This is a genomic window from Piscinibacter lacus (assembly GCF_016735685.1).
Lineage (GTDB): Bacteria > Pseudomonadota > Gammaproteobacteria > Burkholderiales > Burkholderiaceae_C > Aquariibacter > Aquariibacter lacus.
In genome coordinates, this window is record NZ_JAERRA010000001.1 from 1 (window position 1) to 12,920 (window position 12,920).

Here is a 12,920-nt window from a genome sequence, read left to right on the forward strand (position 1 = left end):
GCATGGCTGGATCAGGCTTGCGCCCATTGTCCAAAATTCCCCACTGCTGCCTCCCGTAGGAGTCTGGGCCGTGTCTCAGTCCCAGTGTGGCTGGTCGTCCTCTCAGACCAGCTACGGATCGTTGCCTTGGTAAGCCTTTACCCCACCAACTAGCTAATCCGACATCGGCCGCTCCATCAGCGCGAGGCCTTGCGGTCCCCCGCTTTCACCCTCAGGTCGTATGCGGTATTAATCCGGCTTTCGCCGGGCTATCCCCCACTGATGGGCACGTTCCGATGCATTACTCACCCGTTCGCCACTCGTCGCCAGGTTGCCCCGCGTTACCGTTCGACTTGCATGTGTAAGGCATGCCGCCAGCGTTCAATCTGAGCCAGGATCAAACTCTTCAGTTCGATCTTGAATCACTCACTCGGAATTGAAGTGAACTTCTCTTCCGTGGAGCGTTTGTGAGTCTTGCGACTCGTTTCGGCATTACACCTTCAAACGCCCACGCTTATCGGCTGTTGTTTGTTAAAGAGCGGTTGCCTTGCGGCGCCTGCTTTTCAGCAGAAGAGTCGAATTATTGTTCGCTTTGATGACCGTGTCAAGCACTTGGTCTTCGCTACTTTCTTCGCCCCTCGCTTGGTCGGTGCGACTTGCGCCGCCGCCGTCATCAGCGAAGCCCGCTACTCTAGCAGACTTTTCGCACCTAGCAATAGCAGGTAGCGCTTTCTTGCTGAGGTCGGGCGTGATGCGCCTCCCGCCCTCAGTCGCGACCGCTACGCTGGGGCCGCTTGATGACACAGCGGCGCGTGTCGCTGCGCAGGACCTTCTGCTTGAGGGCAGGGATCTGACTTGGGTGCATGGAGAAGCTGCGCAGCCCCATGGCAAGCAACACCTCGGTGAAGTCACTGTCGCCTGCGATCTCTCCGCAGACACAGACCGACTTGCCACGTGCCCGTGCTGCCTGAATGGTGTGCTGCAGGAGGTGCAGCACCGCAGGGTGCCAGGGATCGTAGAGGTGGGCCACCGCCTCGTCCGCACGGTCGATGGCCAGGGTGTACTGGACGAGGTCGTTGGTCCCGATGGCGAGGAAGTCGAAGCGGTCGAGGAAGGCGTCGACCATCAGTGCAGCAGCCGGCACTTCGATCATGGCCCCGACCTGCACCGGGCCGAAGGCTTGGCCCGAGTCGCCAAGCTGCTGCCTGGCGCGATCGATCATCTCGAAGGTCAGGCGGATCTCCGACGCGTGGGCCAGCATCGGGATGAGCAGCCGCACCGGGCCGTGCGCAGCCGCCCGAAGAATCGCCCGGAGCTGCTGGCGAAACATGCTCGGCTCCGACAGGCTCCAGCGGATGGCCCGTAGGCCCAGTGCCGGGTTGAGGCCCTGCTCGTGCCGCAGCTCATGGATGGAGAGCCGGTCCAGCGGCTTGTCGGCACCGACGTCGACGGTGCGAATGGTCACTGGAAGGCCGCGCATTGCGGCGACCACGCCGCGGTAGGCCTCGAACTGCTCCTCTTCGCCCGGCAGTTCGCCGTTGCGGTTCATGAACAGGAACTCGGTTCGGAACAAGCCCACGCCCTGGGCGCCGGCGGCGATCGCAGCCGCCGCGTCCGACTGCAACTCGATGTTGGCCAGCAACTCGACCGGCTCGCCATCCAGGGTGACGGCCGGCGTGTGGCGCAGGCGCCCGAGCCGTTCGCGCTCAAGCTCGCCGCTGCGTTGGCGGAAGCGGTACTCCTCCAGCACGATGGGCGAGGGATCGACGATGACCAGGCCGGCATCGCCATCGACCACGATCCAGTCGTCCTGGCGGATCAGCCGGCTGGCCTCGCGCGCGCCGACGACGGCCGGGATGTTCAAGCTGCGCGCGACGATCGCCGTGTGCGAGGTCGGCCCGCCGACATCGGTGACAAAACCGGTGAACACGCTGCGGCGAAAGCCCAGCATGTCGGCCGGCGAGATGTCGTTGGCCACGAGGATCAAGGGATCCTCACCCCCCCCGGGGGCGCTGGCAGCCTGGGCCAGCCCGCCGCCGCGCACCCCGCCGGCGGCACCCTGGGACAGCACGAGCAGCAGCCGCTCGACGACCTGCTCCAGATCGGCCTTGCGCTCGCGCAGGTAGTCGTCCTCCATTTCGTCGAACTGCCGGGCGAGCACTTCGAGCTGGGCCGAAAGCGCCCACTCGGCGTTGTAGTGGCGCTCGGCGATCCATTGCTTGGTGGCCGCGCTCAGCAACTCGTCCTGCAGCAGCATCACATGCACATCGAGCAGGGCCGAGAGCTCGGCCGGCGCATCGCCGGGCAGTTCGCGCTGAAGCGTCTCCAGCTCCATGACCACCGCATCGCGGGCCTCGCGCAGGCGCTGGGTCTCGGCCTCGATCTGCGCAGGCTCGATGTAGTAGTGGGCCACGTCCACGCGGCTGGAAGACACCATCAGGGCGCGGCCGATCGCCACGCCCCGCGCCACGGGCAATCCGAAGAGCTGAAAACTCATGCACTCGATGCTAGCCCCTGAATGCGGGGCTTTCGATCCGGCTTCACCCCTTGTCGCACTGCCCTTTCCGCGCGCCGGCCCGCGGCGCCACGCAGCCCCGCGCCTGTCACAAAGCGATCACCGAGCCGACACGGGCACGTCACCGGCAAGGCCGAAGCTCCGGCCCCACACGATGACTTCATGAGCAAGGGACCGACGATGCGGGATCTGCCACTGCCGACCCAGCCGCTGCACGACCTCACGGGCCGCGAGACGCGCGCCTCACGGAGGTCGCTTCCAGGCCGGGAAGCCGCTCCATCATCCGGGCGTGCGCGTCTGGTTGTGGCTTGGGCGCGCGATGAAGCGGAAGTCCGCGAGGCCCAGCGTCTGAGGTACCAGGTCTTTGCCGAGGAGATGGGTGCCCGCCTCAGCCCGCCGGTGGGCACGCCGGCCGGCCTGGACGTGGACGTCTTCGATGCCTATTGCGAGCACCTCCTGGTGCGCGCCGTGCTCGACGACGAGTCGGCTCCGGTCATCGGCACCTACCGCGTGCTGACGCCCGATGCGGCGCGTCGGGTCGGCGGCCTCTACAGCGAGACCGAGTTCGACCTGGTCCGCCTGCGCAGCCTGCGCCCGACCATGGTCGAGCTGGGCCGCTCCTGCGTGCATCCGGACCACCGCCACGGCGGCGCCATCCTGGCCCTGTGGGGTGCGCTGGCCGAGTTCATGCACCGCAACCAGCTCGACACCATGGTCGGCTGCGCCAGCATCAGCATGCGCGACGGCGGCCACCTGGCGGCCAGCCTGTGGGAGCAGTTGCGCCACACGCACCTTGCGCCTATCGAATGGCAGGTGCGTCCGCGCCTGCCGCTGCCGGTGGCCGAGCTGCGCAGCGACCTGACGGTCGACGCGCCGCCGCTGATCAAGGGCTATCTGCGCTGCGGCGCCCGCGTGCTGGGTGCGCCGGCCTGGGATCCGGACTTCAACACGGCCGACCTGCCGCTGCTGATGCGCATCGAGGACCTGCCGGCCAAGTACCGGCGGCACTTCCTGGGTCAGGAACCGGTCGCCTCGCTCTGAGCTGGGCTCGGAGGCATCACCCCCCGGCACTCACTCGCCTTCGCCGAACTTCGCTTCAAAGAGGGCGACGATGGCTTCGGCCGCTTCATCCTCGCGCGGCCCCTCGGTCTCCAGCTCCACCTCGCTGCCGAGGCCGGCGGCCAGCATCATCACGCCCATGATGCTCTTGGCATTGATGCGGCGCCCGTTGCGGCTGAGGAAGACCTCGCAGGGAAAGCTTGCGGCCAGCTTGGTCAGCTTGGCCGAGGCGCGGGCATGCAACCCGAGCTTATTGCTGATGGTGATGCGCCTGGAGATCATCGCGTGAACGGGGTCCGACAGATTGGGCCTGATTCTGCGGCCGGGCATTGGCGACCTGCATGACGCCCTGGCTTGCCCCCGCAACGGCGCGGGCGACCAGGCGGTCCAGCGGCTCGCCCGCATAGTTCATCGCCCGCCACAGCATGGGCAGGTTGAGGCCGGTGACGATCTTCACCTGCCCCAGGTCGCCCAGGCGCTGGGCGATGTTCGAGGGCGTGGCCCCGAAGGCATCGGTCAGGATGAGCAGCTCCAGCCCCTCGGGCTCGGGCGGCAGGGCCTCGATGAGGCCGCGTGCGCGCTGCTCGGTGGCCTCGGGCGCGGCATCGGGCAGCACATCGAGCGCCAGCAGGGCCTCGCCTTGCTCCGGAAAGGCATGGGTGCCGACGGCCTTGAAGGCGCTCGCCAGCGGCGCATGGGCCAGGATCAGCAGCCGGGCCATGCACGCTCCTTCCGGGCAGCCACGGGCGGTGGGGCGGGCCGGCGGCTCATGGGCGACCCGCCTCCATGCCGTCGAAGAACATCTCCAGCGCCTCGGGGCCGGGCTGGCCGTCGAGCGCCAGCAACTGGTAGATCTGCCGGTCGACGGCAAAGGCTGCCGAAAGCTCGCGCACCGGCCGGCCGTCGGGGCGCTGGCCCTCAACAACGATGCGCCGAGCCTCCACCCGCGACGCCGCACCGACAGGCGCATAGGCGCGGGCCTCGCGCTCGGTGCCGCTCAACTGGACCGGGCGCGCGGCGCGCAGGGCGGCCAGGGCCGGGTCGATCGCCGCGTCCTCGGCCACCTCGAAGGTGCTCACCGCCCAGGTGGTGCCGCCGGCATCGCAGACCTGCATCTCCATCGTGGCCTTCAGTTCCGGCCCCAGGCGAACCGGTCGCTCGTAGCGCTCGGGCTTGCAGGGCATCCAGACGGCGACCGCGCCCTCGGCCGGCCGCACGCTGCGCCAGTCCAGCGCCGGGCTGCAAGCCTGCGCCAGGACGAACAGCCCCCCGGCCCAGCCCAACCACGTGCGCCGCATGGCCCGCGGCGCCCGGCCGGACGACTGCACGGGCGGGGAAGAAGCCATCGGAAGGGACGGGAGATCGGACATCGCGGGCCATGTTCGCATGCCCGGCCCGGCCCGCGCGAGTGGCCCTTGCACCCGGTGCGGCGGCCACGCCACGGCCCGCAGACGGGGGGTTCTGCCTGCCTTAGCCCAGGGCCTGCCAGCGCTCGGCGGTGCCCACGTCGACCCAGGGCCCATCCAGCCGCAGCCCCCCCAGGCGACCGGCGTCGATCGCGCGGTCCAGCCAGGGCTTGAGCGGCGAGCGCTGCCCCGGTGCCAGGCCCTCGACCAGGGCCGGCCGAACCAGGGCCAGCGTCGAATAGGTGCGCGCCTCGGCGCCCGGTGGCAGTTCGCCCCCGGCCGGCAGATGCTGGAGGCGGCCGGCAGCGTCGAGCATGAGGTCGCCGCGCGGCCGGTGCCCGGGGTTGGGCACCATCCACAGCCAGGCCAGATCCCCGCTGGTAAGAAAGGTCTCGGCCCGCGCCGGGTCGAAGCGAAAGCCCGGCACCCAGGCGTCGCCGGCCAGCAGCCAGCAGGCCGGCGCGTCGATCAGCGGCCAGGCCGTGGCCAGGCCGCCGGCCGTCTCCAGCGCGCCGCCGTGGGCGGCTTGCTCGTCGCTGTAGCGCAGGTCCAGGCCCCAGCGGCGGCCGTCGCCCAGCATGGCCGGGAACTGCGGGGCCAGCCAGGCAGTGTTGATCACGACGCGGCGCACGCCGTCGCGGGCCAGCGCGGCCAGATGCCATTCGACCAAGGGCCGGCCCTGCACCGGCAGCAGGGGCTTGGGCACGGTGTCGGTCCAGGGGCGCAGGCGCTCGCCGCGCCCGGCGGCCAGGATGAAGGCGGGCAGGGGATTCGATGCAGTCATCGCAAGCCACTTTACGGCGTGCGGCGTCGTCTCCAGCGCCACGCCGGCGGGGCCGGCGGGCGTCGCGGCGGCCGGCACCTAAAATGTGGGTTTGCCCTCGATTCCAACGGAGCGTCCCCCTTTCATGGCTTCGACCCGACCCCAGGCCACCCCGGCGGCCAGCCCCTCCCTCATGGCCGCAGCGATCCGGGCCCTGGCCATGGACGCGGTCCAGGCTGCGAACTCCGGCCATCCCGGCGCCCCGATGGGCATGGCCGACATCGCGGTGGCCCTCTGGAGCCGCCACCTGCGCCACAACCCGGCCGATCCGGCCTGGGTCGACCGGGACCGCTTCGTGCTCAGCAACGGCCACGGCTCGATGCTGATCTATGCGCTGCTGCACCTCAGCGGCTATGCGCTGCCGATGGACGAGCTGCGCGCCTTCCGCCAGTTGCACAGCAAGACCCCGGGCCATCCCGAGGTCGGCATCACCCCCGGTATCGAGACCACCACCGGCCCGCTCGGCCAGGGCATCAGCAATGCGGTGGGCATGGCCCTGGCCGAGAAGCTGCTGGCCGCCGAGTTCAACCGCCCCGGCCATGCCCTCGTCGACCACCGCACCTACGCCTTCCTGGGCGACGGCTGCCTGATGGAAGGCATCAGCCACGAGGCCTGCGCCCTGGCCGGCGCCTGGAAGCTCAACAAGCTGATCGCGATCTACGACGACAACGGCATCTCCATCGACGGCCAGGTCCAGCCGTGGTTCGTCGACGACACGCCGGCCCGCTTCAAGGCCTACGGCTGGCAGGTCATCGGCCCCGTCGACGGCCATGATGTGGATGCGGTGGATGCCGCGATCGCCCAGGCCAAGACCAGCGTCGACCAGCCGGTGCTGATCGTCGCCAAGACCCACATCGGCAAGGGCTCGCCCAACCGCGCCAACACCGCCAAGGCCCACGGCGAGCCGCTCGGTGCCGAGGAGATCGCCAAGACCCGCGAGGCCATCGGCTGGCCGCATGCGCCCTTCGAGGTGCCGGCCGAGGTTTATGCCGCCTGGGATGCCAAGGCCCGCGGCGGCGCGCTGCAGGCAAGCTGGCAGCAGGGCTTCGAGGCCTATGCCGCCGCCCATCCCGAGCTGGCCGAGGCCTTCCTGCGCCGCATGGCCGGTGATCTGCCGGCCGACTTTGCCGAGATCGCCGTCGAAGCCGTCGGCGCCGCGCACGACAAGGCCGAGACCGTTGCCACCCGCAAGGCCAGCCAGATCGCGCTGGAACACTTCACCGCCCGGCTGCCCGAGCTGCTGGGCGGCAGCGCCGACCTGACCGGCTCCAACCTGACGAACACCAACAGCACGCCGGCCTTCCGGGTCGATGCGGCGGGTGCGGTGGTGCGGACCGAGTCCGGCGCGATCGGCCGCCACATCAACTACGGCGTGCGCGAGTTCGGCATGGCCGCCATCATGAACGGCGTCGCCCTGCACGGCGGCTACATCCCTTACGGCGGCACCTTCCTGACCTTCAGCGACTACAGCCGCAATGCCATCCGCATGGCCGCGCTGATGAAGCTGCGGGTCATCCATGTCTTCACCCACGATTCCATCGGCCTGGGCGAAGACGGCCCGACCCACCAGTCGGTCGAGCATGCGGCCAGCCTGCGCCTGATCCCCGGCCTGGATGTGTGGCGCCCGGCCGACACCTGCGAGACCGCGGTGGCCTGGACCCTGGCCCTGGCCAACAAGCACCGGCCCAGCGCCCTGCTGCTGTCGCGCCAGAACCTGCCCTATGCCCCGCGCACCGATGCCGACGTCATCACCCGCGGCGCCTATGTGCTGGCCGAGCCCTCCGAGGTCGGCCTGGACAAGCCGGCCAAGGCAGTGATCCTGGCCACCGGCTCGGAGGTGCAGATCGCGCTGCATGCCCAGGCCGCGCTGGCCCAGGCCAAGATCCCCGTGCGCGTCGTCAGCCTGCCGAGCACCACCGTCTTCGACCGGCAGGACGCGGCCTACAAGAGCGAGGTGCTGCCGCCCAAGCTGCCGCGCATCGCGATCGAGGCCGGCGTGAGCGACTTCTGGTGGAAGTACGGCTGCGCCGCCGTCGTCGGCCTCGACAGCTTCGGCGAATCGGCCCCGGCCGGCGCGCTGTTCAAGCACTTCGGCTTCACCTCCGAGAACCTGGTCGCCACCGTGCGCAAGGTGCTCGGCAAGTAAGCCCCTGCTCTCAGGCATGCGCCCGGCGCCCGAGGGCGCCGCGATGCCGATCCCGGTTTCCCATCATCCTCAACTGAACTGGAGACTTTCCATGACCCTCAAGATCGGCATCAATGGCTTCGGCCGCATCGGCCGCATGGTCTTCCGTGCCGCCATCGCCAACCACCAGGACATCGAAGTCGTCGCGATCAACGACCTGCTGGAGCCCGACTACCTGGCCTACATGCTGAAGTACGACAGCGTGCACGGCCGCTTCAAGGGCGAGGTCTCGGTGGACGGCAACACCCTGGTCGTCAACGGCAAGAAGATCCGCCTGACGGCGATCAAGAACCCGGCCGAACTGGCCTGGGGCGAGGTCGGCGCCGACATCGTCGTCGAGTCGACCGGCCTCTTCCTCACCCAGGAAAGCTGCGACGCCCACCTCAAGGCCGGCGCGAAGAAGGTCATCCAGTCGGCCCCCTCGAAGGACGACACGCCGATGTTCGTCTACGGCGTGAACCACCAGACCTACGCCGGCCAGGCCATCGTCTCCAACGCCTCCTGCACGACCAACTGCCTGGCCCCGATCGCCAAGGTGCTCAACGACAAGTGGGGCATCAAGCGCGGCCTGATGACCACCGTGCACGCCGCCACCGCGACGCAGAAGACTGTCGACGGCCCGAGCAACAAGGACTGGCGCGGCGGCCGCGGCATCCTGGAGAACATCATCCCGTCGAGCACCGGCGCGGCCAAGGCCGTGGGCGTGGTGCTGCCCGAACTGAAGGGCAAGCTGACCGGCATGGCTTTCCGCGTGCCGACCAGCGACGTGTCGGTCGTCGACCTGACCGTCGAGCTCAACGCCGAAGCCAGCTATGCCGAGATCGTGGCCGAGATGAAGGCCCAGAGCGAAGGCGCGCTCAAGGGCGTGCTCGGCTTCACCGACGAGAAGGTCGTGGCCACCGATTTCCGCGGCGAAGTCTGCACCTCGGTCTTCGATGCCGAAGCCGGCATCGCGCTGGACAAGACCTTCGTCAAGGTCGTCGCCTGGTACGACAACGAGTGGGGCTACTCGAACAAGGTCCTGGAAATGGTCCGCGTCATCGCCGGCTGAGGCCGGCCGCTTGCGGCGGCCCGTCCGCCCGCCAGACCCGCAGCCCGCTTCGGCGGGCTTTTTTGCGCCTGCATGGCGGGGCAAGGCCCCGCGCCGCGCCGGCCCATCGGCCTGCCACACAGCCTGCCTACACTGCGGCGCATCCTGGAGGAAGCCCATGCCCCGAACCGTCCTGCGCCGCATCGGGACCGCCTTGCTGCTCGGCGCCCTGGCCGGCCCCGGCCTGGCGGCCGAAGGCCCGCGATTGATCGTGAGCCTCAAGCCCGGTGCCAGCGCCCAGGCGGCCTCGGCCGCCCTGCCCGCCGACTTGCCCCCGCGCCTGGGCCTGCGCCTGCTGGGGCCGGCCGGCGCCGGCCAGATGGCGGTGCAGGGCGCGCCGGGCCAGGACGCCGCCGCGCTCATGCAGGCCCTGGCGGCCGACCCCGCCGTTGCATCCGTGCAACTCGATCGCCCGGCCAAGCGCCATGCCCTGCCCAATGACCCGCGCCTGCTCAGCGGCGGCAGCCTGGGGCCGGCCATCGGCCAGTGGTATTTGCGCGCCCCCAATGCCACCCAGGTCAGCGCCATCGACGCCGTGCGCGGCTGGGACCTGAGCCAGGGCGGTAGCCTGTCGAGCAGCGTGATCGTCGCCGTGCTCGACAGCGGCATCCGCTTCGAGCATCCCGACCTGGCCGGCAAGCTGCTGCCGGGCTACGACTTCATCGGCGACACCGGCATCGCCGTCGACGGCGACGGCCGCGATGCCGATGCCAGCGACCCGGGCGACTTCACCGTCGACGGGGATCCGAACGGCTGCGGCGCCGCCCCCAGCTCCTGGCACGGCACCCAGGTCGCCGGCCTGATCGGTGCGGCCACCGACAACGGCGCGGGCATGGCCGGCGCCGGCTGGAACCTGCGCGTGCTGCCCCTGCGGGTGCTGGGCCGCTGCGTGGGCTTTCAGTCCGACATCGTCGCCGCCATGCGCTGGGCCGCGGGCCTGCCGGTGGACGGGCTGCCGGCCAATCTCCATCCGGCCAAGGTGCTCAACCTCAGCCTGGGCAGCGAGGGCGCTTGCGACGCGGTCTACCAGCAGGCCATCGACGCGGTCCGCGCGCGCGGCGTGGTCGTCGTCGCCTCGGTGGGCAATTCCAACGGCCGGGCGGTGACCTCGCCCGCCAATTGCCGCGGCGTGATCGCCGTGGGCGGCCTGCGCCACAACGGCCGCAAGGTCGGCTTCTCGGACGTGGGGCCGGAGGTCACGCTGTCGGCCCCGGCCGGCAATTGCGAGAACCTCAGCGGCGCCTGCCTCTACCCGCTGAGCACGACCACCGACACCGGCTTGCAAGGCCCCATGGCCTCCAGCTACACCGGCGACGGCGCCGATGCCACCCTGGGCACCAGCTTCGGCACGCCGCTGGTCGCGGCCACGGCCGGCCTGGTGCTGACGCTTCAGCCCGGGCTATCGCCCGACGAGGTGCGCAGCGTGCTGCAAGGCAGCGCCCGGCCCTTCCCGGCGGGCGGCACGGCCTGCGTCGCGCCGGGCAACTTCGATCAGCTCGAATGCCGCTGCACCCCCAGCACCTGCGGGGCCGGCATGCTGGACCTGGGGGCCGCCCTCAGCCTGGCGAGCCGCACCGTGCCGGGCGGGGCCGACAGCGGGGGGGGCGGTGGCGGCGGAGCCGGCAGTCTGCCCTGGCTGCTGGCCCTGGCAGCTGCCGTGCTGGCCGCGGGGCGCGCGCGCCGCGCGGGCTGAAGGCGGAGCCGGGGCAGCGGAGGCGGCGCCTCAGGCGCCCGCTGCGCAGGCGCGGAAGCCGGGGCCGGGCAGCCGGGCGTCGAGCAGGGCCTGGCGTTGCGCCGGCGTGGCTTGCGGCAGTTGCAGCATCCAGCCTGCACCCTGACCCGCTTCCATGCTGCGCGCGGTGCGGATGCCGCGCGGACGCAGGGCCTGAAGCTGGGCCTCGGCGCCCGCGGCATCCGCGCTGCGGGCCAGCACCAGCCAGCGGCCGGCGGCATTGGTCTGCATCTCGGCATTCACGCCCAGCCGGCGCAGCTCGGCCTGCTTGGCGCGCTGGGCTGCCTCGGTGAAGGGACCCATGGCGACCCACCAGCCCGCGGACTCGCGGCGCGTCCAGCGCAGGCTCTCCAGGCCGCTCAGGCCCAGGGCCGCGACGCGGCCATCGACCGTGGCCCGGGCGGTTTCGGCATAGGGCCCGGCCTCCAGGCAAGCGATCGCGGTCGGCGCAGCAGCAAGCGGCGCCGCGGGCTCGACCGGCGCCGGCGCGGGCCGGTTGCTCGCCGGGGCCGGCGTCGGGGTCGCATCGGGCAGCGGCACGAGCACGATGCGCTCGGACCACTGCGGCTCGCTGCCGGTGGGCGCGAGGGTGCCGTCGCCCCCCAGGCGCAGTTGCGGTGTACGGGCGCTCGCGACATAGCCCCAGAGGGCCACGCCCGCGTTGGCGGCGAGCAGCACGAAAAGCAGGGGCTTCAGCATGGACGGACGCTCAGGATTTCGGCCGAGGGGAAGGCTTGCAAACCGGCGGCAGTATGCACAAGGAAGACGCCTTGCTCGTCGAGGCCCGCCGCCTGCCCCCGGGCTTGCTCGCGGCCCAGGCCGTCGAGCACCCGCACCGTCTGGCCGCGCAGCGCATCGCGTGCGGCCCAGGCGGCGGCGAAGCCCGGCCAGCCCTCGGCCCGGAAGCGGCGCAGCGCCGCCAGCAGGCCCGGCACCAGCGCGGCCCAGACGGCCGGCGCGGTGGCTTGGCCGCCGGCCCAGCGGCCCTCGGGCAGGGCGTCCAGGCCGATCGCGGGCCAGGCGCCCTCGGGCAGCCCGGCCGGGGTGCGCAGGTTCAGGCCGATGCCGATCACCGCATAGCGCCAGCCCGCACCGGCCGGCAGGGTTTCGACGAGCACGCCGCCGAGCTTGGCGCCGTTGAGCCAGAGATCGTTCGGCCACTTCAGCCGCAGGGCCGGATGCAAGGCCTCGGCCACCGCCAGGCCGACCAGCGGCGCCAGCGCGCCGAGGCCGTCCACGGGCAGGCGCAGGCCGAGCGAGAAGCTCAGGGCCTGGCGGCGCGCCGCCTCGGCGTCCAGGCCGGCGGCGGCCTGCCAGGGCCGGCCCTGGCGGCCGCGGCCGGCAGTCTGGCGCTCGACGACGAGGAGCTGCGGCCCGGCCAGGGCCTCGGCCGGATCGGCCCCTGCGGCCAGTTGCGCGCGGGCGGCTTCAAGCAGGCGGGTGTTGCTGGAATCGGCCTCCGGCAGGATCTCGACGGCCAGACCCGGCCAGTCGGCCGCCAGCGCCTGCCACAGCGCCTCGGCCGCCCCGGCGAAGCTGGGGGCCTCGCTCAGCGCCCGCCCCCGGCGCGGCGCCGCTTGGGCGCCAGCATGGTGCCGCGGCAGGCCGGCGAGCCGCAGTGGCAGGCGTACTCGGCCTTCACCGCCGGGGTGTGGCGGCCTTCGAGCATCAGGCCGTAGTCGAAGAACAGTTCCTCGCCCGGGGCGATGTCGCGCAGGGCATGGATGTAGATGCGGCCCTCGCCGTCCTGCGCTTCGCAGTTGGGCTCGCAAGCATGGTTGATCCAGCGCGAGGCGTTGCCACCGACCTTGCCGTCGATCACCCGCCGGTCGTCGATGTGGAAGTAAAAGGTGTGATTCGGTTGTTCCGGATCGTGCGGATGGCGGCGCAACGCCTCGGGCCAGTCGATCACCTCGCCCTTGTATTCGACGATGCAGTCGCCCGCAGCGATGGGCCGCAGCGCAAACACGCCTTTGCCATGCACGCCGGAGCGCCGCACCTGGATACGCCGTCCCGCGTCGGGGGCCTCGGGCTTCGGCGGGGGGGTGCGCGGCATGTCGGGGCTTTTGGCTACAGTGAATCGAGGGCGTGCGCGCAGAGGCGCGTGCGTGCGTGCGCGAGAGGCGCGCGG

The 12,920-nt window shown here is 71.1% G+C and carries 12 protein-coding genes and 1 rRNA gene; 4 read left to right on the top strand and 9 right to left on the bottom strand.

What is annotated here, in order from left to right; all coding sequences use genetic code 11:
- Both JI742_RS00005 and ptsP read right to left on the bottom strand, forming a co-directional pair.
- Window positions 1–392: ribosomal RNA gene (locus JI742_RS00005) — 16S ribosomal RNA — on the bottom strand; the annotation flags it as partial.
- A gap of 353 nt (window positions 393–745) precedes the next feature.
- The gene (gene ptsP, locus JI742_RS00010) at window positions 746–2,476 is read right to left on the bottom strand and encodes a phosphoenolpyruvate--protein phosphotransferase (protein ID WP_201822744.1); all 1,731 of its coding nucleotides are present in this window, start codon (window positions 2,474–2,476) and stop codon (window positions 746–748) included.
- A 198-nt stretch (window positions 2,477–2,674) separates the two neighbouring features.
- On the opposite strand from ptsP, the gene JI742_RS00015 reads away from it, so the two are divergent.
- A complete protein-coding gene (locus JI742_RS00015) occupies window positions 2,675–3,535 on the top strand; it encodes a GNAT family N-acetyltransferase (protein ID WP_201822748.1) in 861 nt (286 codons plus the stop codon).
- 30 nt (window positions 3,536–3,565) lie between these two features.
- Here JI742_RS00015 and JI742_RS00020 read toward each other — a convergent pair whose 3' ends face one another.
- From JI742_RS00020 to JI742_RS00035, 4 genes are all read right to left on the bottom strand, one after another.
- A complete protein-coding gene (locus JI742_RS00020) occupies window positions 3,566–3,835 on the bottom strand; it encodes an HPr family phosphocarrier protein (RefSeq protein WP_201822751.1) in 270 nt (89 codons plus the stop codon).
- Window positions 3,804–4,274: a PTS sugar transporter subunit IIA gene (locus tag JI742_RS00025; RefSeq protein WP_201822754.1), complete on the bottom strand. Its 471-nt coding sequence runs from the start codon at window positions 4,272–4,274 to the stop codon at window positions 3,804–3,806. The genes JI742_RS00020 and JI742_RS00025 overlap by 32 nt, the downstream gene beginning before the upstream one ends.
- 46 nt (window positions 4,275–4,320) lie before the next feature.
- Complete coding sequence (locus JI742_RS00030) at window positions 4,321–4,899, bottom strand: hypothetical protein (RefSeq protein WP_201822757.1); 579 nt, start codon at window positions 4,897–4,899, stop codon at window positions 4,321–4,323.
- A gap of 124 nt (window positions 4,900–5,023) precedes the next feature.
- A complete protein-coding gene (locus JI742_RS00035) occupies window positions 5,024–5,743 on the bottom strand; it encodes a nucleotidyltransferase family protein (RefSeq protein ID WP_201822760.1) in 720 nt (239 codons plus the stop codon).
- A 124-nt stretch (window positions 5,744–5,867) separates the two neighbouring features.
- On the opposite strand from JI742_RS00035, the gene tkt reads away from it, so the two are divergent.
- The 3 genes from tkt (at window position 5,868) to JI742_RS00050 (ending at window position 10,750) form a co-directional block, all read left to right on the top strand.
- Window positions 5,868–7,928 (top strand): transketolase, encoded by a 2,061-nt coding sequence (tkt, locus tag JI742_RS00040; protein ID WP_236676712.1) that lies wholly within the window; start codon window positions 5,868–5,870, stop codon window positions 7,926–7,928.
- A gap of 91 nt (window positions 7,929–8,019) precedes the next feature.
- Window positions 8,020–9,018, top strand: a complete 999-nt coding sequence (gene gap, locus JI742_RS00045) for a type I glyceraldehyde-3-phosphate dehydrogenase (protein ID WP_201822763.1) — start codon at window positions 8,020–8,022, stop codon at window positions 9,016–9,018.
- A gap of 157 nt (window positions 9,019–9,175) precedes the next feature.
- Window positions 9,176–10,750, top strand: coding sequence for a S8 family peptidase (locus JI742_RS00050; RefSeq protein WP_201822768.1), 1,575 nt, complete (start codon window positions 9,176–9,178; stop codon window positions 10,748–10,750).
- A gap of 30 nt (window positions 10,751–10,780) precedes the next feature.
- Here JI742_RS00050 and JI742_RS00055 read toward each other — a convergent pair whose 3' ends face one another.
- Genes JI742_RS00055 through JI742_RS00065 form a run of 3 tightly spaced genes read right to left on the bottom strand, consistent with a single transcriptional unit; the run spans window position 10,781 to window position 12,845 of the window.
- Window positions 10,781–11,488, bottom strand: a complete 708-nt coding sequence (locus tag JI742_RS00055; protein ID WP_201822771.1) for a hypothetical protein — start codon at window positions 11,486–11,488, stop codon at window positions 10,781–10,783.
- On the bottom strand, window positions 11,482–12,414 hold the full coding sequence (locus tag JI742_RS00060) for a biotin--[acetyl-CoA-carboxylase] ligase (protein WP_236676858.1): 933 nt from the start codon (window positions 12,412–12,414) through the stop codon (window positions 11,482–11,484). Before JI742_RS00060 ends, JI742_RS00055 begins: the two co-directional genes overlap by 7 nt.
- Window positions 12,339–12,845, bottom strand: coding sequence for an SET domain-containing protein (locus JI742_RS00065; RefSeq protein WP_201822774.1), 507 nt, complete (start codon window positions 12,843–12,845; stop codon window positions 12,339–12,341). Before JI742_RS00065 ends, JI742_RS00060 begins: the two co-directional genes overlap by 76 nt.
- Window positions 12,846–12,920: the final 75 nt, after the last annotated feature.

Excerpts from the sequence above, each read along its gene's own strand:
- JI742_RS00055 (WP_201822771.1), bottom strand. The coding sequence starts at position 11,488 with ATGCTGAAGCCCCTGCTTTTCGTGCTGCTCGCCGCCAACGCGGGCGTG.
- tkt (WP_236676712.1), top strand. The coding sequence starts at position 5,868 with ATGGCTTCGACCCGACCCCAGGCCACCCCGGCGGCCAGCCCCTCCCTC.
- ptsP (WP_201822744.1), bottom strand. The coding sequence starts at position 2,476 with ATGAGTTTTCAGCTCTTCGGATTGCCCGTGGCGCGGGGCGTGGCGATC.
- JI742_RS00050 (WP_201822768.1), top strand. The coding sequence starts at position 9,176 with ATGCCCCGAACCGTCCTGCGCCGCATCGGGACCGCCTTGCTGCTCGGC.
- JI742_RS00015 (WP_201822748.1), top strand. The coding sequence starts at position 2,675 with ATGCGGGATCTGCCACTGCCGACCCAGCCGCTGCACGACCTCACGGGC.
- gap (WP_201822763.1), top strand. The coding sequence starts at position 8,020 with ATGACCCTCAAGATCGGCATCAATGGCTTCGGCCGCATCGGCCGCATG.
- JI742_RS00025 (WP_201822754.1), bottom strand. The coding sequence starts at position 4,274 with ATGGCCCGGCTGCTGATCCTGGCCCATGCGCCGCTGGCGAGCGCCTTC.
- JI742_RS00020 (WP_201822751.1), bottom strand. The coding sequence starts at position 3,835 with ATGATCTCCAGGCGCATCACCATCAGCAATAAGCTCGGGTTGCATGCC.
- JI742_RS00035 (WP_201822760.1), bottom strand. The coding sequence starts at position 5,743 with ATGACTGCATCGAATCCCCTGCCCGCCTTCATCCTGGCCGCCGGGCGC.
- JI742_RS00065 (WP_201822774.1), bottom strand. The coding sequence starts at position 12,845 with ATGCCGCGCACCCCCCCGCCGAAGCCCGAGGCCCCCGACGCGGGACGG.
- JI742_RS00030 (WP_201822757.1), bottom strand. The coding sequence starts at position 4,899 with ATGGCTTCTTCCCCGCCCGTGCAGTCGTCCGGCCGGGCGCCGCGGGCC.